This window comes from Lacinutrix sp. Hel_I_90 (assembly GCF_000934685.1).
In the GTDB taxonomy this organism is placed as follows: Bacteria; Bacteroidota; Bacteroidia; order Flavobacteriales; family Flavobacteriaceae; genus Lacinutrix.
This window is the reverse complement of record NZ_JYNQ01000001.1, coordinates 551,003-572,067: the sequence shown is the minus strand read 5'-3', so window position 1 is coordinate 572,067 and position 21,065 is coordinate 551,003. Positions and strand designations below refer to the sequence as shown.

Below are 21,065 nucleotides of genomic sequence, written 5' to 3'. Positions count from 1 at the left end.
ACCTGTAAGTTTATGGGAATAGTTATTAAACAATCAATACAGAATACGGTAACCACTTATATAGGTTTTGTAATAGGTGCTATTAATACCTTATTTCTATACACTTATTTTTTGACCAAAGAGTACTTTGGATTGGTCGGCTTTGTTTTGTCAACAGCTAATATAATGATGCCTATTTTTATGTTTGGCGTTAGTAATACATTAGTTAAGTTTTATTCTTCTTATAAAACAAAAAAGAAGCAAAACAGTTTTTTAACTTTGATGTTGTTTTTGCCTTTAATAATGATTATTCCTGTCGGATTGTTTGGCACATTAGGTTATGAATGGATTAGCAACTGGTTAGCTAATAAAAATACAATTATTAAAGACTACACTTGGTTAATTTATGTTATAGCTGTAGCAATGGCTTATTTTGAAATCTTTTTTGCCTGGAGTAAAATCCATTTTAAAAGTGCTTTTGGTAACCTCATGAAAGAGGTCTTTCATAGAGTATGTGTGCTGTTGTTACTTGTTAGTGTCTATTTTAAATGGATTACTGTTGAACAATTTATATATAGCTTAGGAGCTGTTTATGTTTTAAGAATGCTAATCATAAAAATCTACGCGTTTAGCTTGCGTTTCCCTAAGGTTGATTTTAATTTTAATTTTAATGTAGTCTCCGTTTTAAAATATAGTTTTCTAATAATAATCGCAGGTTCTGTGGCGATGCTAATGTTGGATTTGGATAAATTTATGCTGGGTAAGCTAGTAGAAATTGATAACATTGCCCCTTATAATGTAGCTATATTCATAGTAACGGTGATTGCTGTGCCATCCAGAGCAATGCATCAAATTACGTATCCAATAACCGCAAAATTAATGAATGAGAAAAACTTTAAAGCGCTTTCTCATTTGTATAAAAAAAGTGCGTTGAATCTTTTAGTTGTTGCCGGTTTGTTATTCATTTTAATAATAGCAAACATTAACGAATTGTATGTTATTTTACCTCAAGATTATAGTCAAGGTCTTTATGTGGTCATCATCATTGGGATTATTAAATTACTAGATAATCTTTCAGGTAATAACAACTCTATTATTTTTAATTCGGATTATTATAGAATTATTTTGTTTTTTGGATTACTCATTATTATGCTTGCCGTTGTTTTGAATTTTATATTCATACCAATTTATAATATAAATGGGGCAGCTACCGCTACTTTTATTTCGCTTTCGTTTTACGGCATTTTAAAGGTGTGGTATGTCCATAAGAAATTTAAGATGCACCCTTTTAGTGAAAAGACCCTGCCTGCTTTTTTATTAATTTTAATCACGACTTTACTGTTCTATTTTTGGGATTTCAATTTCAATCCTATTTTGAATATTGTTCTTAAGTCCATTTTAATTAGTATAAGCTATGGTGTTTTAGTACTACGCCTTAAACTTTCAAAAGATATTTCTGCGATTATTAGTAGACTGATAAAACGCTAGTTTATAAACTAAAAAATCCTGTTATTTTGCTTTCGTAAACAAAATAACAGGATTTAAATTTATTAAAACTCATAGGGGATGGGTATTAATTAAATTCATTATAGGTATGCAATGACTTCAAGGTTTCTTCGTAAAACAAGATGGCAGAGATTAAGTTAGACTTGTCTGAGTAGGGTAATATCTTGTTTTGAAACTCAAGCGTATTAGTAAAATAAGTGTCTGTAGCCTCATGCTGATCCTCCAATGCTTTTCTGTGATCTTTAGTGTCTGGAATACCTAAATTGGTCATGGTAACACCAGGCATAGTAGCAAAGGCTATGTTAGGTAAAATTTTAACAATCACTTCTATTCTTTCAATATACAAGGTTAATAATTTACCTTTATGTAACTGGTTCAGTTCATCGCGGTCGTGGTATTTTGAGATACCTACTTTTCCATGTATGATAGATAGCGGTTGATCTTTTTGAGCAAAGCATATGCTTGCCATTAGGAAAAAAGTAAGGACGAGTAAAGTAGGTTTTGTTTTCATTTTTATAAGATTTAAATAGTTGTTTTGAATTGAATTTTTTATTAAAAAGGTGTTTTTAAGTTTATATTATCTATCGCCTCTTCTAGATCTAGAAGTACGTGTTTTTGAAGCTTGAGAAACACTTGTGTTAGTTCTTGTACTTCTTGCTTTTGTATTTCTCGAAGGGGTTGATTTTGCAACTGTTCTATTATTTCTTGTATTAGAAGCGACACGTTTATTATTTGTTCTTGAAGTACTTGACTGTGTACGTGTTCTACTTTGATTAGGAGTAGCTACCGTTCTGTTAGATCGCGTGTTACGAGCTTCTGTACTAGGACGTGTTCGTGTAGGTGTTGTACTTCTAGTTCTAGGGGTATTCGATTGCTCTCTGGTATTTGGCGTGCTTGAATTACCTCTAGTTCTTGGTGTAGAAGTAGAGCTGTTTTCTCTAGTTCTTGGTGTAGAAGCAGAGCTATTTCCTCTAGTTCTTGGTGTAGAAGCAGAGCTATTTCCTCTAGTTCTAGGCGTAGCTGTTGTAGCATTACCTCGGGTTCTTGGTGTCGCATTTGATGCTGTACCACGAGTTCTAGTTGTTGCATTAGCTCTAGATCTCCCATTGGTATTAGAAGCATAACTTCTGTTTCTTGATATCGTATTACCTCTTCTACTAGCTACAGCTGTAGCTCTTCTATAGTTGTTAGCATACGGTCTATCATATCTATATCGAATAGGTACATAATGTTGTCTGTAAGGTCTATTATAAACGACACAATAGTTATAAGCTGGAATAGCATAGTATCTGTGCCAAGGTCTGTATACATAAGCTCTATTGTAAACGTTTATATATCCAGAACAGTAATCGAACCTATTATATCTATTGTAGTGTACATATAATCCACCAACTCTTGTAATGTATCCGCGATTATTATAATTGATATAAATGTCTCCTGCCTGAGTAATGCGACCATAGTGGTCATAATAAATAGGCGTGTTTTCAATTTGAATAATCGCACCATATTCATCGTATTGCACATAGGCGTTATAGTCATAACCAGAGTTAAAACTGATGTTCACATTAGGCGCACCTATTGAAACATTCACATCTGGTCCATAATTTGGCATGTAAAAATCGAATTGCCCATCTGCATAAACAGAAAATTCAATACCTTGTTCGTTAAAAATAAAAGACTTGCCATAACCTCGGTATGAGGTTGCTATAGATTCTGAAGTCTCTTTATTGTTATTTGCGTCTGCATTTACAGTAAAACTCGTAAGAAGTAAGGCTGATAAAAGATACATAAATTGTTTCATAATATTCGTTTTTAAGATTGAACACTAACAGAAATACAAGCATCGTGCCAAAACTATATTGCTGTAGTTTTGTAAGTCGGTAAATATCCGTTAACTTCGCAGTATACTTACAATAAGAAGAAAATCATGTCCTTAAAAAAATTAAATACTGAAATCAAAGAAGCCTTAGATAATAATAATATTACGCTGCTTACACCATTTCAAAAAGCAGTATTACCAAAAATAAAAGGAGGTGCAGATTTGTTTTGTATTGGCGATAAAGGCTGCGGAAAAACAACAGCAATAATTATTGCAACCATGCAAAAATTGAACAGTCAGGCTTTTGAAGATGCACCAAGAGCTCTAATTATTGTTGAAAACAAAGCGGAAGCATTAAGACTAAAAGAAGAATTTACTAAATTTTGTAAACGTACAGATTTAAGAGTCTATACGGCTTACGAAGAGCAAACGCTAGACCAACAAAAGGAAGAAATTTATTACGGACAAGATATATTAATTGCAACGCCTAAGCGTTTAAACAGGTTGTTTTTATTGAATTCGGTTAATGTGAGTCAGTTAAAACTATTCATCATTGAGGATGCGGTGTTTGCAGAAAAAGGGATGCATTTTGCAGATGTTAACCGTATACCAGAAAGCATGGAGAAGTGTCAATACCTCATTTTTGCTGAAAAATTAACACCACGACTAAAACGTTTTGAAGACACCTTCATGTTTAATGCTCAGATTATAAAAGGGTAGCATACCCTTTGACTAAGGATTAAAGAACACGATATAACAGATATTTAGGAGCCTGAGCGTTTGAAATATTTAGCTTAGTCCCATTATACAGAAGAAAAAAAAAAGCTTTAGAAGGGCTGCATCAAATATAGCTATAAAACTGAATTTGTAGAAATACTAGTTTTATAGACCATGTCTTCCTTGTTTATTTCATTTAACGCCACTATAACTCAACTTAATTACAAGTTTTTTAACAGAAATATGCTTTATCATGTTTTATCTTTAATAAAAGCGTAAAATATGAAAACAGCATTAATCACAGGAGGCAGTACTGGCATAGGTAAAAAGTTAGCTCAAATTCATGCAGAAAAAGGAGGGAACCTGGTTTTGGTGGCTAGGAGTGAAGATGCTTTGAAAGCCATAAAAAAAGAGTTGGAGACTAAATACAACATTAAAGTCTTTCTCATCGTTCAAGATTTAGTGAAACCAAACGCAGCGCAAGACGTTTATGATGCTGTGAAAAGAGAGCATATTACTATAGATTACTTAATTAACAATGCTGGTTTTGGTGGCATAGGAAAATTTCATGAAAGGGAATGGCAAGAAGACCACGACATGATTTTATTAAATATTTTAGCCTTGACTGCTTTAACGCGTTTGTTTTTACCTGATTTCGTAGCGAGAGATGAAGGGAGAGTTCTTAATGTGTCGTCAACAGCAAGTTTAATGGCCGGACCTTTACAAGCTGTTTATTTTGCTACAAAAGCTTATGTTACTTCTTTTAGTAATGCAATAGCAGAAGAACTACATGATACAAATATCACGGTTACCAATTTAATGCCTGGTGCAACAGAAACAAATTTTGGTAAAGTTTCTGGCATGAACAAAACAGAGCTGTTTAAAAGTACTGCAAGTGCAAGAAATGTTGCAGAAGATGCTTATAACGGAATGATTGCGGGTAAACTAGATGTGATGTCTGGTTTGACTTTTTCTCAGAAAACCATGCTGACGATGATTCCTGTAATACCAAAAAAATTCCTGCTCTCAAAAGTAAGAAAAATGCAAGAAGTGGATTAATAATAAAAAAAATCCCGCAAACCTCAATTTGTGGGATTCTATATTTTAAGATTCTAAGAATTTATTTCTTAAGTTTTTTCAACTTTTTTTGCTTCTTAACTTTACCATCTTTTTTATAATAGTAGTAATCGTCGTTATCGTTTTGATTATTCCAATCATCATCATGATTATTATGCGTTCCATAATGGCTTACTGAACAACCAGTAACACCGCAGAATCCACAACCTTGATTTCTAAAGTTAACGTGACCAAAACTATTGATAATCTGTCCACGGCGGTTATATCTTAAATGCAACCCTCCAACTTGCGTTAACCAGCCTTGTCTGTTATATTGTATGTAAACAGAGCCTAAACGCCTTACTTGTCCTATTCTATTGTAGTTTACAAAGACATTACCAATACGTCTTACTTTTCCATCGCTGTCATGTGTAATAATAACACCGCGGTCTCTTGGAGTAGAAAACCTCACTTGTGTTCCAGGTGCTCCAAAGGTGCCATTTACACTGGTACGTCTGGTATTCGATCTTCTGTAGTAACCGTCGTCATGATTATTATGGTTGTCTTCAATATTTGTATTAAAGTCAAATGAGCCATCGGGAAAAATTAAAAATTCTACACCACGCTCAATAAACTGGATTGGTTCATCAAAACGGTAGCGATTACTAGTCAAATCTTCACCTTGTGATGCAGATTCAACTTTTTCTGCTGCTGTTACAGTGGTTAATCCTATTAACAGTCCTGTAAATAATAGTACTAATTGTTTCATAGTATTAGGGTTTTAGATTCTGTGCCTACTCTTTAGCTTTTCGGCTTACGCTATTTGTGTAATTAGTTTTCAATATGCGTGCCAAAGTTGTTAGCCATTGTTTTTACTGGTGTTATGAGGTGTTTCTTTACTTAGTCTTCATATGGACTAGTAAGAAATTGTAGCATTAGTTCAAGTAATTTTTATAATTTAGTATCTTTAAAGGGTATAAGAGCTATTCAAATAATGACAAAGCAAATAAAAGCGTGTAAAAATTGTGAGCAACCATTCGACGAAACTTACGAATATTGCCCTTATTGCGGACAAAAAGATGACGAAGAGCTTACTCTAGGTTTGTTGTTTAATAATACCATTAGCAATTATTTTTCTGTGGATGCGCGATTTTTTAGAAGCTTTTTACCTTTAATGTTCAAGCCGGGGTATCTGGCAGCAAAGTTTATAGAAGGAAAACGTTTGTTATATCTTCATCCTGCACAACTCTATCTTTTTATCTCAGTAGTATTTTTCTTTTTATTTTCATTTAGTACACGAAAACAAGTGGAAAGTATTAATAATTCTATCGTAGATTCTTTTAAAAAATCAAAAATTATTAACGACACTATTAGCGACGCAAAAAAAAGGGATTCTATAGCTTTTGAAGTCCACAAAGCTAAAAAAGAAAAAGATTCTATAACAAAAGAAGAGATTAAAAAAGCATTGAAAGACAATGCTTTTTTAACAGAAATTTCTGAAAAGCAAATTGACTCTTTCGTTAATACGGATAAATTTAAGAACAATGACGCGCTAAATTTTAATTTTGATGAATTCAAAACAATAGATTCGTTAATAGAAGCACAAGCGACAGATGCCGAAATCCACAAGGCAATGGGCTTAAAAGATGATGCTGGTGCATTTAAAAGACGATTATATACTCAAGGATTAAAATTTTATAAATCTAAACAGGGTGGGAGTATTTTGCAGACATTTTATGATACCATGCCCATAGCCATGTTTTTCTTATTGCCAATTTTCGCATTAATATTAAAAGTTTTATACTTCAATAAAGGGCGCTATGCGCATCATTTAGTGTTTAGTTTTTACTATTTTGCTTTCTTGTTTACCGTTTTTACTATTATTCTTGGTACAAACTTTGCAATCGACATCCCGAATTGGCTGGATTTTTTAATTCTACTGTCAACCTTTATTTATTTACTAATTGCTCTAAAACGCTTTTATAAGCAAGATTGGTTTTTGAGTTTTATAAAAAGTGGATTAACAACATTCTTGTTTTTAGCCATAGTAATACCTATTACTGTAGTTGTTTTAGGGTTATTTGCCTTTATGTTTTATTAGACGCTGCATGCCATAGCGGAATATTCAAAAATGGGCATAACACTTTTGCATCATGGATTAAAATCTTTAATTATCTATGACCTACTACGTGAATTCTAGTAGTGTTACAAAAACTAAATTGCGCTCAATGCTTTTGTCTTAGGACGTAAGGTGTCTATAGAGTAGTTGGTTAGTTACACAAAATATTAGAGTTTCTCTTTTAAATATTTGCCGGTTTCTGAAGCGTTAACCTTAATAATCTCTTCTGGTGTCCCAGAAGCGACTAAATACCCTCCATTTTCGCCACCTGTTGGTCCTAAATCGATAATGTGATCGGCACATTTTATAAGCTCTAAATTATGTTCTACAACAATAATAGAGTGTCCTTTTTCAATTAAAGCGTTAAACGATTTTAATAACTTTTTAATATCGTGAAAGTGCAGGCCAGTGGTTGGTTCATCGAAGATAAACAGGGCCGTTTCTTTTGCATTTCCTTTTCCTAAAAACGAGGCTAGCTTAATACGTTGTGCTTCACCACCAGATAGTGTTGAAGAACTTTGGCCTAAAGTCACATAACCCAAGCCAACATCTTGTAACGGTTGTAATTTATTTTTTATTTTTGTAACGTGATTCTCATCAAAAAAAGCAATGGCATCGTCAATGGTCATGTTCAGAATAGCATCGATATTTTTATCAGCAAAAGTGACTTCTAGCACTTCTTTTTTAAAACGTTTGCCTTTACAGGTTTCACATTCTAAGTGCACATCTGCCATAAATTGCATTTCAATGGTGACTTCACCTTCACCTTTACAGGTTTCACAGCGTCCACCATCGACATTAAAACTAAAGTGTTTGGCAGCATAATTTCTAATAGTACTTAACTTTTGTTTGCTATAAAGTGCCCGAATATCATCATAGGCTTTAATGTAAGTCACCGGATTAGAACGCGACGAACGCCCAATGGGATTCTGATCCACAAATTCGATGTGTTTTACATTCGCATAGTTTCCTTTGAGTTCTGTAAACTGGCCAGGTTTGTCTCCAAAACCAGTGAGTTGTTTTTGTAGTGCAGGGTATACTATTTTTTTAACTAAGGTACTTTTTCCACTCCCAGAAACGCCAGTGATAACCGTTAGCATGCCTAGCGGAAAGCTAACATTTATATTTTTTAAATTGTTTTCTCGAGCGCCTATAACTTCAACATTATATTTTGAAGTACGCCGTTTTTTAGGAACTTCAATTTTAAGCGTTTCATTTAAGTACTGCGCCGTTAGAGAATCTGAAGCTAAAATATCCTTATAAGTACCGCTAGCAACAACATGGCCGCCTAAGGTTCCTGCTTCTGGTCCGATATCAATAATTTCATCAGCCTCTTTCATTATGTCTTCATCGTGTTCAACCACAATAACGGTGTTTCCTAAATCGCGTAGTGCTTTTAACACCAAAATAAGACGTTCTGTGTCTTTTGGATGTAAACCTATACTTGGTTCATCGAGAATATACATGGAGCCCACAAGACTACTACCCAGAGATGTCGCTAAATTGATACGCTGACTCTCACCGCCAGATAAGGTGTTGGATTTACGATTTAAAGTTAAATAATCTAAACCCACGTTGCTTAAGAAAGCTAGGCGGTTATTTATTTCGGTCAATAATCGTTTTGCAATCGTAGTATCGTGATCGTTTAATTCTAATTGTTTAAACCAGAGGCTTAGTTTATCTAGAGGCATTTCAACTAAGTCTGTTAATGTGGCGCCAGCTACTTTTACATAATTTGCTTCTGGTCGTAAGCGCTTTCCGTTACAAACTTTACATTTTGTTTTTCCGCGATAGCGTGATAACATCACACGGTTTTGAATTTTATAGGCTTTGCTTTCTAATTCAGCAAAAAAGGCGTGTAAGCCTTCGAAGTATTTATTACCGTTCCAAATGAGGCTTTTTTGAACAGTACTCAACTCGAAATAAGGCTTGTGAATTGGAAAATCAAAATGATGAGAGTTGTTTACTAATTGATCGCGATACCAGCTCATGCTTTCACCACGCCAAGGAAAAATAGCGTTTTCATATACAGAAAGTGCTGTATTTGGGATTACTAAGTCATCATCTATACCAATAACGTCTCCATAGCCTTCACATTTAGGGCAAGCACCATACGGGTTATTAAAACTGAATAAATGAACATTAGGTTCTAAAAAAGTAATGCCATCTAATTCAAATTTATTACTAAAATGACGCATCCCGTTACCTACAGCATCGCTAGAAAGCGATTCGATAAAGCATTCGCCTTTACCTTCAAAAAAAGCTGTTTGTATTGCATCTGCCAATCTATTAAAGAAATCTTCATCGTCTTTTGTCACGATTCTATCAATGACCAAAAAGAGGTCTTTTGTTTTCTCTGTGATGTTTTCAGCTGCATCTAAACGAATAATCTCACCTTCAGCTTTAATTCTTGCATACCCTTGGGCATTGAGTGCTTTTAATTTATCACTCATGGCTCTTCCTTCTTCTAAATGAATAGGAGCGAGGAGGAGCAGTTTTTCGCCTTGAGCAATACCTTTTATATAATTTAAAACATCTGTAACCGAATCTTTTTTCACTTCATCTCCCGAATGTGGGGAATAGGTTCTGCCAATTCTTGCGAATAATAATTTGAGGTAATCGTAAATTTCTGTTGTTGTACCAACAGTAGACCGCGGATTAGTAGAATTCACCTTTTGCTCAATAGCGATTGCAGGGGCGATGCCTTTAATGTAATCTACTTTAGGTTTGTTTAAACGTCCAAGAAACTGTCTGGCATAGCTGGAAAGGCTTTCAACATAACGTCTTTGCCCTTCTGCATACAAGGTATCGAATGCTAAACTTGACTTTCCTGAGCCTGACAAGCCTGTAATAACCACCAATTTATTTCTTGGAATAACCACATCAATATTTTTTAAATTGTGCAATTTAGCACCTTTAATGATGATGTTATGTTTGGGATTAACTTCGGAAAGCTTAGTGATCATAGGGTTTTGTAAATTTCAAAGTGTACAAAGATAAGACTTCTATTTCAGCTTAAAAACAGATTATTGTGCAATAAAATGTTAAAAATTTTAATTTTTTTTGTTTTTTCGGAATGATTGTTGTTATATTTACAACATTAATAATTATTCAATATTCAAGCCTATAGCATACGATTACTTTTTTATTTACAAACCTAAATCTAAAGCCGAAGTCCTACCTTCTGCTAAAAAAAAGTAATGACTATGCAAAAAGAACTTATAACAGATGCTACTTTAGTTAGTAGCTATATTAATGGCGATGAATCTTCACTAGAAATTTTAATAAAAAGACACAAGCAACGTATTTACAGTTTTATCTATTCTAAAGTTTATGATAGAGATGTGGCTGAAGATGTATTTCAAGATACGTTTATTAAAGTTATAAAAACCTTAAAAAGAGGCAAGTATAACGAAGAAGGTAAATTTTTACCTTGGGTGATGCGTATTGCTCATAATTTAGTTATTGATCATTTTCGAAAAAATAATCGCATGCCTAAGTTTGATAATAGTGGTGAGTTTAGCATCTTTTCTGTTTTATGTGATAGTAGTCTAAATGCTGAAAAAGCGATTATAAAAGACCAGGTTGAAAGTGATGTGAGACGCTTAATTGAAGAGCTGCCCGAAGATCAAAAAGAGGTTTTAGTGATGCGTATGTATCAGGATATGAGTTTTAAAGAGATTTCAGAACGCACCGGCGTTAGTATTAATACCGCTTTAGGACGTATGCGTTATGCTTTAATAAACATGCGAAAGGTCATAGAAAAGCACAATATTATTTTAACGAATTAGGACGATACAATATATGAGAAAAAATGCCGTTATTAATTTGAAACAACAAACAAATTACATGGCAAAACTTTACTCTGAGAACCCTAAAAAAGACAAAAAATTGAACCCAAAAGATGAAACAATTAGTTTTATTCTTAATTACTCCAAGGCTTTAAGTGTTATAAATTATAAAAACATAGAGTTTGAAGCACTCTTGAATTAGACTAAAAATCCTGATTTTTAAAAATCAGGATTTTTTAAATAATAATGGTAGGAGTTAGTAATCAAAAAACTATTTCTTTAATTTTTCATAGGCTTTCAAAACAGAAGCTCTTCCAATAGTTTTTGTTATGATGTCTTTGTCTAAATCCCAACCACGCGCTGGAGAGTACTCTCTTCCATACCAAATAATTTGCAGGTGTAAATCGTTCCATATTTCTTCTGGAAATAAACGTTTTGCATCTTTTTCGGTTTGCGTCACGCTTTTTCCATTGGTTAAACTCCAGCGGTACATGAGTCTGTGAATGTGCGTATCTACAGGAAATGCAGGAATATCAAAAGCTTGTGACATTACAACACTTGCCGTTTTATGGCCAACGGCAGGTAAAGCTTCTAAAGCTTCAAAACTTTGTGGTACTTCTCCATCATGCTTGTCTAATAAAATATGAGATAGACCATGAATGCCTTTACTTTTCATTGGTGATAATCCACAAGGCCTTATGATGTCTTTTATTTCATCAACACTCATTTTAACCATGTCGTAGGGATTATCTGCTTTTGCAAATAATAAAGGTGTAATCTTGTTCACGCGTACATCTGTACATTGTGCAGAAAGCAAAACAGCAATCAATAAAGTATAAGGGTCTTTATGGTCTAATGGAATAGGAATTTGTGGATAGAGCGTATTTAACGTATTTATAACAAAATCTACCTTTTCTTGCTTGGTCATTAGTTGTATTTTTGAAGGGACACGAATTTAATTCAAAATTACAACTATGAATACATTAAAACAAGGCGATAAAGTTCCAAATTTTACTGTTAATGATCAAGATGGGAATGCCATATCTTTAAGTGACTATAATGGAAAAAAATTAGTGGTATTCTTTTACCCTAAAGCAAATACTCCTGGTTGTACAGCAGAGGCTTGCAATTTAAGTGATAATTATAAAGCCTTACAAGATCAGGGGTATTCTATTTTGGGTGTAAGTGCTGACACTGAAAAAAAACAGGCTAACTTTAAAAATAAGTTTAAGTTTCCTTATCCTTTATTGGCTGATACAGATAAAGAAGTTATTGAAGCTTTTGGGGTTTGGGGAGAAAAAAAGTTTATGGGTAGAACCTTTGATGGCATTCACCGTAAAACGTTTTTAATTGATGAAAAGGGGGTGGTAGCTCATGTCATTGATAAAGTTAAAACTAAGGACCACGCGGCTCAAATATTAGATTTGATTTAGAATTAGCTTACTGGTTTTTTGAAATATTTCAGATAGTGGATTAACTGAACCCTGGTGCTTTCGTTTAGAATGCTTTTTCAACCAATGTTATACGTTTAGCAGCTGTGTTGGAGATAAGTTCAAAATCTATAACGCCTAGCACTAGTTCTTCTTCTTCTGTGATGACTTGAACCTTCCATAAGCCTGGTTTTATATTGTTTTTAAAAGTATAACCCCGAAATCCGCCATCTCGTCCTCCGGTAATGTTATAGCCGATATCTTCAACAATCTCCCATTCTTTATTGGTATCGTTATACCAATTCCAGCGATGTAATATGTTTTTATTCAAATCTGTTGGTGCAAAAACTGATGAAAAAACATAGACGTTTTCGTTGGGTTGATGCATGAATTTTAGCTTGTGACTTCTCCAGAAAATATACCATTCATCTGTTTCATAGGTAACCATGTAATTATTGCCTTCCATTTCAATATTATGTGCTACAATACCAGTATCCATAGCTAGAGGAACAGGAGGGATAAGATTAAAAACATAAAAGGTATTGATTAAAAGATAGATAGAAAAAACAAGTCCTATTAGTTTACCCAGGCTTATTTCTGCTCGTGTGCTCGGACTTACCCCGTAAATAATACTAATTAAAAGGAGTGTGCAAACTAAACTCACTAAACCTGAAAAAATGAAAATAGTAGTACTCATTTCTTTGATCAAAACCGGTATCATGAAAGCAAAAAAGGTGAAGCTTATAAAAAAGTAGACACTAAACTGTAGGTATTTATTAGAGATTCTTTTTTTTAGAAATTCATTAGCAAAGAGTAAAGCGACTAAAATGATAAAGAAGGCTATTGTTTTAGAAAGTGAAACACTTCTTGAAAAATAAATAACATAGGCACTTGAAAGCCCACCAAAGAAAAACTGAATGGCTAAAGGCAGATATGTTTCATAACGACCAAGTAAAGTGTTTTCCCACCTACCATCATCAGCTAAGTTATAGAGATAAATAGTAATTGTAAGCGCGGTCATGTGAAGGCATAACACAACAATGTCGTACGTGCGATCAATGCGTCCAAGAGTCAGGGTGTCAAAAACAAAACCAGCGATAAAAAAAATGATAGGCATATATTTTTTATGCCGAGACACGAAGTTTTTAAGCTTACTGTTTTTAGATTGGGCTAATGTTCTATTCATATTATTTTATAGAGGTGTTTTGATACAAAATAAATGAATCTATTTGTCATTTGTTGTTTAAGCATTACAAATCAGAAATAGCCCGATAATTAGCTATAATACATAATTTTATTGGAGAAAATAAAACAAATGCTATTCGCGCTTGTGAATTTCTTCAGTTTCATAACCAAACAAACTCTTTTCCATAATTAAGCTAGATACACCTTCCGGCAGCATACTTTGCCAACCTTCTTCACCAGAGGCAATCATACTTAATACTTTTCGAGAGAATACATTGAGTGTTGTTGGATCGTAGTCTGTAATATCGATTACTTTTCCATTATATTTAAAGAATTTGTATAATTCTTTCATTCTTGGGTGTACCTTTAAATTGTCGCTGGTGGTTAATGTACCATCTTCATTTTCCACTGGGTATAGATACACACGTAAATCTTTAAAAAACAATTTACCAAAGGCTTCTAAAATACCTCCACTTAAATGGCGGTAGTATTTTTCATCAAAAATATCTACTAAATTATTAACGCCCATTGCCAAGGCCATTCTTGCTTTAGTGTATTGCGAGAAGTATTCCACTAGTTTATAGTATTCCTGGAAATTTGAAATCAAAACGGTTTGACCAAGTGAACACAACAGTTTTGCTCTATCCATAAAATCCTGCTCATCTATTTCTCCTTCAGCACGAAGATTAGATAAGGTAATTTCAAAAATAACCTGTGTTTGGTCTTCGTCTACTTTATTTTCTTTTAAAAACATGTCTAAGGATTTCTCATACATGTCCATATTTACTTTAGTTACAGGTCTAAAACTTCCGCGAAGTGCTAATATATTTCGCTTGTACAATACACGTGCTGGGAGTACGTTGTTTCCGTCTGGTGCGAACATGACTGCATCTGTCATTCCATTTTTAACCAGTTGCAAACTCATTAAGCGGTTATCAACTTCTGCAAAAACTGGACCTGAGAAATTGATGGTATCAATTTCTAATTGATCTTTGTCTAAATGATCATAGAGATAACGCAGTAACTTTCTGGGCGTATTGTACTTATAAAAAGCACCATAAATAAGGTTTGTACCCAGCTTTCCTAGCGTTTCTTGTTGTAAGCGAGCATCATTTTCTTTAAAACGAATATGCAGTACAATTTCATTATACTCCTGTTCTGGATCAACCTGATATTTTATACCTACCCATCCATGCCCTTTGTATTTTTTAGCAAAATCTATAGTCGCTACAGTATTGGCGTAGCTAAAAAACATTTTATGAGGATGCTTGTCACGTGTTATACGCTGTTCGATTAAATTTATTTCATGATCTAACATCTTACGTAATCGCGCCTCTGTTACATAACGTTTATCATTTTCAATCCCATAAATAGCATCACTAAAGTCTTTATCGTAAGCAGACATCGCCTTTGCAATAGTTCCAGAACCACCACCTGCTCTAAAAAACTGGCGCACAGTTTCTTGTCCAGCACCTATTTCAGAAAACGTTCCGTATATATTTTCGTTTAGATTAATACGTAATGCTTTATCTTTTAACGACGGAATAGTTTCTATGTCTTTATCTCCTCTTAGCGTGATTTCCATAATAAATAGGCAATGATTTGTGTTACCGACAAAGGTATCAAATAAGTGTAGCAAACAAAAAAAATAACTTATTTTTGTGAGAAACAATTTCTCTCTTGAAAATCACTTTTTTAGGCACAGGAACTTCGCAAGGTATTCCCGTTATTGGGAGTACACATCCCGTTTGCTTAAGTAATAATCCGAAAGATAAACGGCTACGTGTTTCAGTTTTAATCGAATGGAATGGCTATGTTTTTGTCATTGATTGTGGTCCAGATTTTAGACAGCAGATGCTACGTGCCAATTGTACAAAATTAGATGGTGTTTTATTTACGCATGAACATGCAGACCATACCGCTGGACTTGATGATATTAGACCATTCTTTTTTAGACAAGGTGATATTGATATTTATGCGCACAGTCGTGTTTTAGGAGAGTTGCGAAAACGTTTCGACTATATATTTACTACAGAAAACAAATATCCAGGCGCGCCTAGTGTTAGGTCTCACACCATTAAAAATGAGGTGTTCACACTTAAAGATCAAGAAGTCATTCCTATTGAAGGATTTCATCATAAATTACAAGTATTTGGCTTTAGATTTGGTGATTTTGCCTACCTCACAGATATGAAGACGATTGCAGAGCCTGAAATAGAAAAACTTAAACATTTAGATGTTTTAGTATTGAATGCGCTGAGAGAAGAAACACATATTTCGCATTTTAATCTGGCTGAAGCACTCGCTCTTATTAAAAGACTTAAACCTAAACGCGCTTATTTAACGCATATTAGTCATCAATTAGGGTTTCACGATGAAGTACAACAACATTTACCAAAAAACGTTTTTTTAGCGTACGATCAATTAACTATTCAAATTCCAAATCATTAACTTTATTTTAAAAATTATACTTATGAAGAGTCGCATATTTATGTATTTATTTATTTTTTCTTTATTGCTGTTAATCTTTCAGTATATGAATTCGAAGAAAATATTTGACGACAGTAATAAAAAGGTTGCTAATACAGAACTACAGATTAAGAAATATCAAGATTCTATACTTCAATTAAATCAAGAGATTACAGATTTGTCTTATTTTAATTTTGATAGTAATGAAAAATCCTATTTCTATTTTGCCGATAGAGGTTACGACATGTCTAAGCTACTTCCAGCCATTCAAGATGGTTTGTATACTCAAAACGAGTTTAAAGGAGAAGAACATCCTTTAGTGCCTTATGGTTCGAGTGAAGGCAATAGAATGCAAATAAATATTGTGCGTATTTTAAATCATAAATGGATTATTGCCGATTTTACAGACGGCCAATTTGAAGGCGAGCTTTTTTTAACGTATGAAATTGATGATAAAGGCGATTTGAAGTACAAAGTTGTTGAGTCTTTCTTGTATCCGTTATGAGTATATTAATCAACCTCAAAGTACTGATTAGCGTTTATATATTCTCCGTCCTTCGTATAACCTTCAAATATTATTTCATAGGTGCCTTTGTCATCAGAGGTGTAAGTTTTAAAGGTTTCAGAATTAGATGCTAAGGTTACATTTGGGTCCCAAAGCAACTGTTGTCTGTAATCTGGAACGTATTTTAATTTATCTGTGTCTTCATAGTCTGGTTGATAATAAATTTTGGTGTTTTTATAAATATTTAAATTTGTATTGATAATGAAATCACCTTTAGACGATGTTTTAAAATCTTGTAAAAAAGTTGATACAGCTATAACTCCTTGAAATAAATTTGCACCATAAATATAATTCCCTTTTACTATAGTAATAGATTCTATTTTTTTAGGGTTATAATTGACTAAGTCATTATTATCTTGTATCATCAATCCATCTACAACTATTAATGGTTTTAAGTTTGTTAATGTATTGTTCTCTCGTGCGGCATCATCTTCATAGACTATTATGCGGTAATTATCTGCTTCTTTTCTTAAACCAGCTTCGGGAATAAGCTCTATAAATGTTTCTCTAACGGTTTTAAACCTTGTATAATCATCTAGAATATAAGTACGACCTGTGTTATAGAAAAATGGATCAGACTTTACTTTTTCTCGAATGTTAACCGGTTTGTTTTCAAAATAAGCATTTTCTATTTGCGTTTTAATATTTCTTTGTTCCAGAGCATGTTTTAGCCCACTATCGATATCAAGATCTTTAAAGACCAAATCCTTATAGTTTGTAGTTTCAGTATTACTTAATTCTATTTTAAAATCGGCATTATTCTCTTCAACTACCTGTAATGTTATCTCCTGATCGTTTAATACACTATCAATATTGAAAAAAAATTGCCCGGATGCATTGGTTTGCGCTATTTTAAAAATGTAGTTTTTATTTGCAATGGAAAGTGCTACACTTTTATTATTTACATCAGATTTATCCTTTAAATTACTCAATTTTCCCACTATAAGTTTACCTCTCATTTCAGGAATATAAATACTACTAGAGGTATCTGGAAATGCATAGGCTTGAGACGAATTATTTTCGATTATAATAGAATCCAATTTTTTAATAGAAAGACTATAATTTCCATTCTTAATTTTATCGTTGCCTAAAATATCCAGAGTTAAAACTTCTCTAGTACTGTAATTTTTCTTTGAAGTTTTTATGGTAACATTGTCGTTTTTTGAATGCTTTTGGTTCAATGCATTAGCTTTGATTATATTGATTGTTTTTGAGGAGTCCTTAAGGCTTTGAAAAGTTGAAGAGAATGGATTAACAACACAAATATCCTTTACAAAGAGACCTCTTTTAGTATCGTTCTTTGACCAATTTGTATAAGCTAATAATTTGTAATTACCAGTTTTTAGTTCTGAAGGAATGAAAATATTATTATTGGCACTATTATTTTTAATTTGTAATTCGTGTTTGATAATTGCAGTATTGTCTGCATCTATCAATTCTACATACGCTATTTGACTTATACTACTTGGTTTATCTTCACTAAAAATAAATAGCTTGTAATACAAATACTCACCAACTAAAACAAGCTCTGTATTGGTATGCAGAACAGCATGCTCGTTAGGGATTAATGATAGCTGATTAACATTTGTTGTAGCTTGTTCTATCTGCCCATTAATAGTATAAGAGAATAGAAACGTAAATAATAATATGGTTATTTTTTTCATAATTAATCTTGCCAAAAAACTGGCTGTATATGTGATGAAAACGATGTGCAATTGCCACACTCTGGTCTTACAATTTTATATCCAGAATTAGAATGTGAAACATACTTTAACTCATTTGTAATGGTGGCTTTTAGAACCAAAACACTTTCAAAATCTTTAGTTTCTAAGGTAAGTTCTTCTATACAATTAAATACAAAAAGTATTACCAGTATTGAAATAGACTTTATATTTCTGTAAAGTAGCATAGTTAATCTATCCAGAAATCTGGTTGTATATTGTTACCCGCACTGGTACAGTTTACGCATTCTTGTTTTGCAATTGAATAAAGACCACTAAACTCGTCATAATTAAACAGTTTATAATTTTCTCTTGTAACTAAAATATATAAAAGATTTCTTTCGTTAGCATCAAGTTCTTCACAAGGGAAGTCGACATTGTCATTAAAATCGAGTATTTGTTGGTCACAGTCATATAAATATTCTGGAAGAGGAATATTAACATCTGTATAATCAAAAAAGATTCTTTTTTCAGATACTGATGATACTTCAAAGAAACCAACAATACGTTCACTGTCATTAGCTCCAGAAACTAAATTCCCTTGTACAAAACCAGGCTGACTTCCAGATAAAATACTTTCATTATTTCCCAATTGAGCAATTATTTTATAGTAAGTATAAGCTTCTAAACTTTGTACATATTGCCTAACATTTATCGAATATCTATCTCTTAATACGCTAGTATCTATAATTCCTAATCCATTATCAGCAGCAAGAAAACGAATGGGTAATCGTGAAATGTTATTTTCATTTAAATTAGTGGTAGAGGTTTGTATAATTTCCAAATTTCTATTTGTACTAAAACAGGTTTGCTCTTCTTGTTCTTTTAAAAAGATATCTACGTCATAAAACACCTTAATACCGCAATTTTGATCTGTGAATACAGTATAGTTTGAAAACGAAACGCCATAAGAATAATTTAAAGGCACAATAAGTTTATAGGTTTCTTCATATTCATATCTAAAATATTTTGATGCAGCATCATTATTTTGGCTGTCAAGTAAGATTTGGACTCCAGGTCCTTTGTTATCATCATTAACATATTCCGGATATATATTATCTATTTGTGAAACAGCTGTAAGCTTCGTGTTTGTAGATGTATATTCTTTACCTGCACTAGTGGTAATGTGTAAATTATAAATGTTCTCTGGTACTGCTTCAAACTCTGTATTTGAGATATATACACCTGCTTCATTCTGAGAAAAAGTAAAGGTATTCCCAAGATTGTCTATCACTTTAATGTCTGCATTATTTTCTAAGACTTGTTCACTCGCTTCAAGTAAACTTGTTCTGGATAACTTTATTTTCTGGTGTTTAAATTCATTGGTAATCGTCGCTTCAACAACTAAAACACTTTCGAAATCTTTAGTTTCAATGGCAAATTCTTCAGTACAGTTAAATACAATAAGTATCAACAATACTGAAATCACTTTTATTTTTCTGTATAACATCATAATTAATCTATCCAAAAATCTGGTTGTATGTTGGAACCTACCGCAGTACAATCGGTACATTCGGGATTAGCAATCATCCAACTTTGTCCAGGATAATCGGTAATTTGATAATTCATATTATAATCCTGAAAACTATTGATGAGTCTGTAAATATCGTTTTTATAGGTATCAAAATCCAGATTACGTACATCACACTGGTATATATATTCTGGTTTTGGGATATTAACATCAACATAATTAAAAAATATACGCTTTTTTGAAACTGATGACACACTAAAAAAGCCAACTATTTTTTCATTTTCATCAGCGCCTTTTATGTTCCCATTTATATACCCTGGTTGGTTTTCGAATAATATATCTTCATTATTACCTAATGTATTGATTTTTTCATAGTACGTGTGCGATGCTATGTTTTGGACATATTGACTAACAATAATACTGTATCGATCTCTTAATATACTAACATCGTTAATTCTCTTAAATTCATCTATGATTACACCTATTTGCTCTGCGCCAGGATGTTCTCTAATGAAACGAATTGGAAAACGTTGCACAATGTTTTCGTTTAAATTATTAGTCGTTGCCAGTAATATATTTTGACTACGATAGGTTTTATAACATGTTTCTTCTTCTTGGGTTCTGGCAATTATATCTACATCAAAAGAAGCACTACCTGTCTCAGGAAAATAGACATAATTTGAAAAGACCGCCTGAAGCGCAAAGTAGTAAGGTGCTATTATTTGATATGTTTCTTCATATTCGTATCTAAAATATTTAGCATCACTATTGCTATTATTACTATCTACAAAAACCTGAACTCCAGGTCCATTTACGTCATCATTAACAAATTCAGCATATAAATTATCTATTTGAGATATAGATGTTAATGTTTGAACTGTCGAATTGTATGTTTTCCCATTACTTGTATTTATTATTAATGTGTATTCTTTATTTTCAACAGCTTCAAATTCTATTTCAGATATATAAGTTCCGTTATCATCTTGTGAAAAATTATAACTATTACCAGTGTCATCAACAACTTTAATATCTGCATTATTTTCAATAATCTGTTCGTTTTGCTCAAGTAAAAAAGTTCTCGATAACTTTACTTCTTGATATTTTAATTCATTAGTAATCGTAGCTTCTACAACCAAAACACTCTCGAAATCTTGAGTTTCAATTATGAATTCTTCTTTGCAACTTAAACTAAATAAAAAGAAGCAAATAAAGATATGTTTTATGATTCTTTTCATAA

General features: G+C 32.8%; 19 protein-coding genes. 9 read left to right on the top strand and 10 right to left on the bottom strand.

The annotated features are described in order from the left end of the window. The first annotated feature begins 12 nt into the window (after positions 1-12). Positions 13-1,467, top strand: a complete 1,455-nt coding sequence (locus GQ46_RS02480; RefSeq protein ID WP_044398070.1) for a lipopolysaccharide biosynthesis protein — start codon at positions 13-15, stop codon at positions 1,465-1,467. A gap of 85 nt (positions 1,468-1,552) precedes the next feature. Here GQ46_RS02480 and GQ46_RS02475 read toward each other — a convergent pair whose 3' ends face one another. Continuing rightward, positions 1,553-1,996, bottom strand: coding sequence for a hypothetical protein (locus GQ46_RS02475; RefSeq protein ID WP_044398068.1), 444 nt, complete (start codon positions 1,994-1,996; stop codon positions 1,553-1,555). A 66-nt stretch (positions 1,997-2,062) separates the two neighbouring features. After that, complete coding sequence (locus tag GQ46_RS02470; RefSeq protein ID WP_044398066.1) at positions 2,063-3,286, bottom strand: hypothetical protein; 1,224 nt, start codon at positions 3,284-3,286, stop codon at positions 2,063-2,065. 126 nt (positions 3,287-3,412) lie between these two features. Here GQ46_RS02470 and GQ46_RS02465 point away from each other — a divergent pair, with 126 nt between their 5' ends. Together GQ46_RS02465 and GQ46_RS02460 are read left to right on the top strand one after the other, a co-directional pair. Next, entirely contained in the window at positions 3,413-4,024 is a 612-nt protein-coding gene (locus GQ46_RS02465) for a DEAD/DEAH box helicase (protein WP_044398064.1), read from the top strand. Positions 4,025-4,303: 279 nt separating this feature from the next. Continuing rightward, on the top strand, positions 4,304-5,080 hold the full coding sequence (locus tag GQ46_RS02460) for an SDR family oxidoreductase (RefSeq protein WP_044398062.1): 777 nt from the start codon (positions 4,304-4,306) through the stop codon (positions 5,078-5,080). Between the two features lie 61 nt (positions 5,081-5,141). Here GQ46_RS02460 and GQ46_RS02455 read toward each other — a convergent pair whose 3' ends face one another. After that, a complete protein-coding gene (locus GQ46_RS02455; RefSeq protein ID WP_044398060.1) occupies positions 5,142-5,846 on the bottom strand; it encodes a hypothetical protein in 705 nt (234 codons plus the stop codon). A 225-nt stretch (positions 5,847-6,071) separates the two neighbouring features. Here GQ46_RS02455 and GQ46_RS02450 point away from each other — a divergent pair, with 225 nt between their 5' ends. Next, a complete protein-coding gene (locus GQ46_RS02450; RefSeq protein WP_044398058.1) occupies positions 6,072-7,178 on the top strand; it encodes a DUF3667 domain-containing protein in 1,107 nt (368 codons plus the stop codon). Between the two features lie 185 nt (positions 7,179-7,363). On the opposite strand, the gene uvrA is transcribed toward GQ46_RS02450, so the two are convergent. Beyond that, positions 7,364-10,162: an excinuclease ABC subunit UvrA gene (uvrA, locus tag GQ46_RS02445; RefSeq protein ID WP_044398056.1), complete on the bottom strand. Its 2,799-nt coding sequence runs from the start codon at positions 10,160-10,162 to the stop codon at positions 7,364-7,366. Between the two features lie 240 nt (positions 10,163-10,402). On the opposite strand from uvrA, the gene GQ46_RS02440 reads away from it, so the two are divergent. Together GQ46_RS02440 and GQ46_RS17845 are read left to right on the top strand one after the other, a co-directional pair. Further along, the gene (locus tag GQ46_RS02440) at positions 10,403-10,987 is read left to right on the top strand and encodes an RNA polymerase sigma factor (protein ID WP_044398054.1); all 585 of its coding nucleotides are present in this window, start codon (positions 10,403-10,405) and stop codon (positions 10,985-10,987) included. Between the two features lie 58 nt (positions 10,988-11,045). After that, positions 11,046-11,189: a hypothetical protein gene (locus GQ46_RS17845; RefSeq protein ID WP_197077327.1), complete on the top strand. Its 144-nt coding sequence runs from the start codon at positions 11,046-11,048 to the stop codon at positions 11,187-11,189. 69 nt (positions 11,190-11,258) lie between these two features. Here the strand turns inward: GQ46_RS17845 and nth are convergent, their stop codons facing one another. After that, on the bottom strand, positions 11,259-11,915 hold the full coding sequence (gene nth, locus GQ46_RS02430; RefSeq protein WP_044398050.1) for an endonuclease III: 657 nt from the start codon (positions 11,913-11,915) through the stop codon (positions 11,259-11,261). A gap of 46 nt (positions 11,916-11,961) precedes the next feature. Here nth and bcp point away from each other — a divergent pair, with 46 nt between their 5' ends. Beyond that, positions 11,962-12,420: a thioredoxin-dependent thiol peroxidase gene (gene bcp / locus GQ46_RS02425; protein WP_044398047.1), complete on the top strand. Its 459-nt coding sequence runs from the start codon at positions 11,962-11,964 to the stop codon at positions 12,418-12,420. Positions 12,421-12,484: 64 nt separating this feature from the next. On the opposite strand, the gene GQ46_RS02420 is transcribed toward bcp, so the two are convergent. After that, the gene (locus GQ46_RS02420; protein ID WP_044398045.1) at positions 12,485-13,603 is read right to left on the bottom strand and encodes a DUF2914 domain-containing protein; all 1,119 of its coding nucleotides are present in this window, start codon (positions 13,601-13,603) and stop codon (positions 12,485-12,487) included. Positions 13,604-13,735: 132 nt separating this feature from the next. Further along, positions 13,736-15,187, bottom strand: coding sequence for a hypothetical protein (locus GQ46_RS02415; RefSeq protein ID WP_044398043.1), 1,452 nt, complete (start codon positions 15,185-15,187; stop codon positions 13,736-13,738). A gap of 95 nt (positions 15,188-15,282) precedes the next feature. Here GQ46_RS02415 and GQ46_RS02410 point away from each other — a divergent pair, with 95 nt between their 5' ends. Both GQ46_RS02410 and GQ46_RS02405 read left to right on the top strand, forming a co-directional pair. Continuing rightward, positions 15,283-16,053: an MBL fold metallo-hydrolase gene (locus GQ46_RS02410; RefSeq protein WP_044398041.1), complete on the top strand. Its 771-nt coding sequence runs from the start codon at positions 15,283-15,285 to the stop codon at positions 16,051-16,053. A gap of 85 nt (positions 16,054-16,138) precedes the next feature. Continuing rightward, positions 16,139-16,576, top strand: a complete 438-nt coding sequence (locus tag GQ46_RS02405) for a hydrolase (RefSeq protein ID WP_231567311.1) — start codon at positions 16,139-16,141, stop codon at positions 16,574-16,576. Positions 16,577-16,581: 5 nt separating this feature from the next. On the opposite strand, the gene GQ46_RS02400 is transcribed toward GQ46_RS02405, so the two are convergent. The 3 genes from GQ46_RS02400 to GQ46_RS02385 form a co-directional block, all read right to left on the bottom strand. Beyond that, positions 16,582-18,300 (bottom strand): hypothetical protein, encoded by a 1,719-nt coding sequence (locus GQ46_RS02400; RefSeq protein WP_044398037.1) that lies wholly within the window; start codon positions 18,298-18,300, stop codon positions 16,582-16,584. 247 nt (positions 18,301-18,547) lie between these two features. Next, positions 18,548-19,825: a DUF4249 domain-containing protein gene (locus GQ46_RS02390; RefSeq protein ID WP_197077326.1), complete on the bottom strand. Its 1,278-nt coding sequence runs from the start codon at positions 19,823-19,825 to the stop codon at positions 18,548-18,550. Continuing rightward, entirely contained in the window at positions 19,813-21,063 is a 1,251-nt protein-coding gene (locus GQ46_RS02385; RefSeq protein WP_044398030.1) for a DUF4249 domain-containing protein, read from the bottom strand. Before GQ46_RS02385 ends, GQ46_RS02390 begins: the two co-directional genes overlap by 13 nt. Between the last annotated feature and the right edge of the window lie 2 nt (positions 21,064-21,065).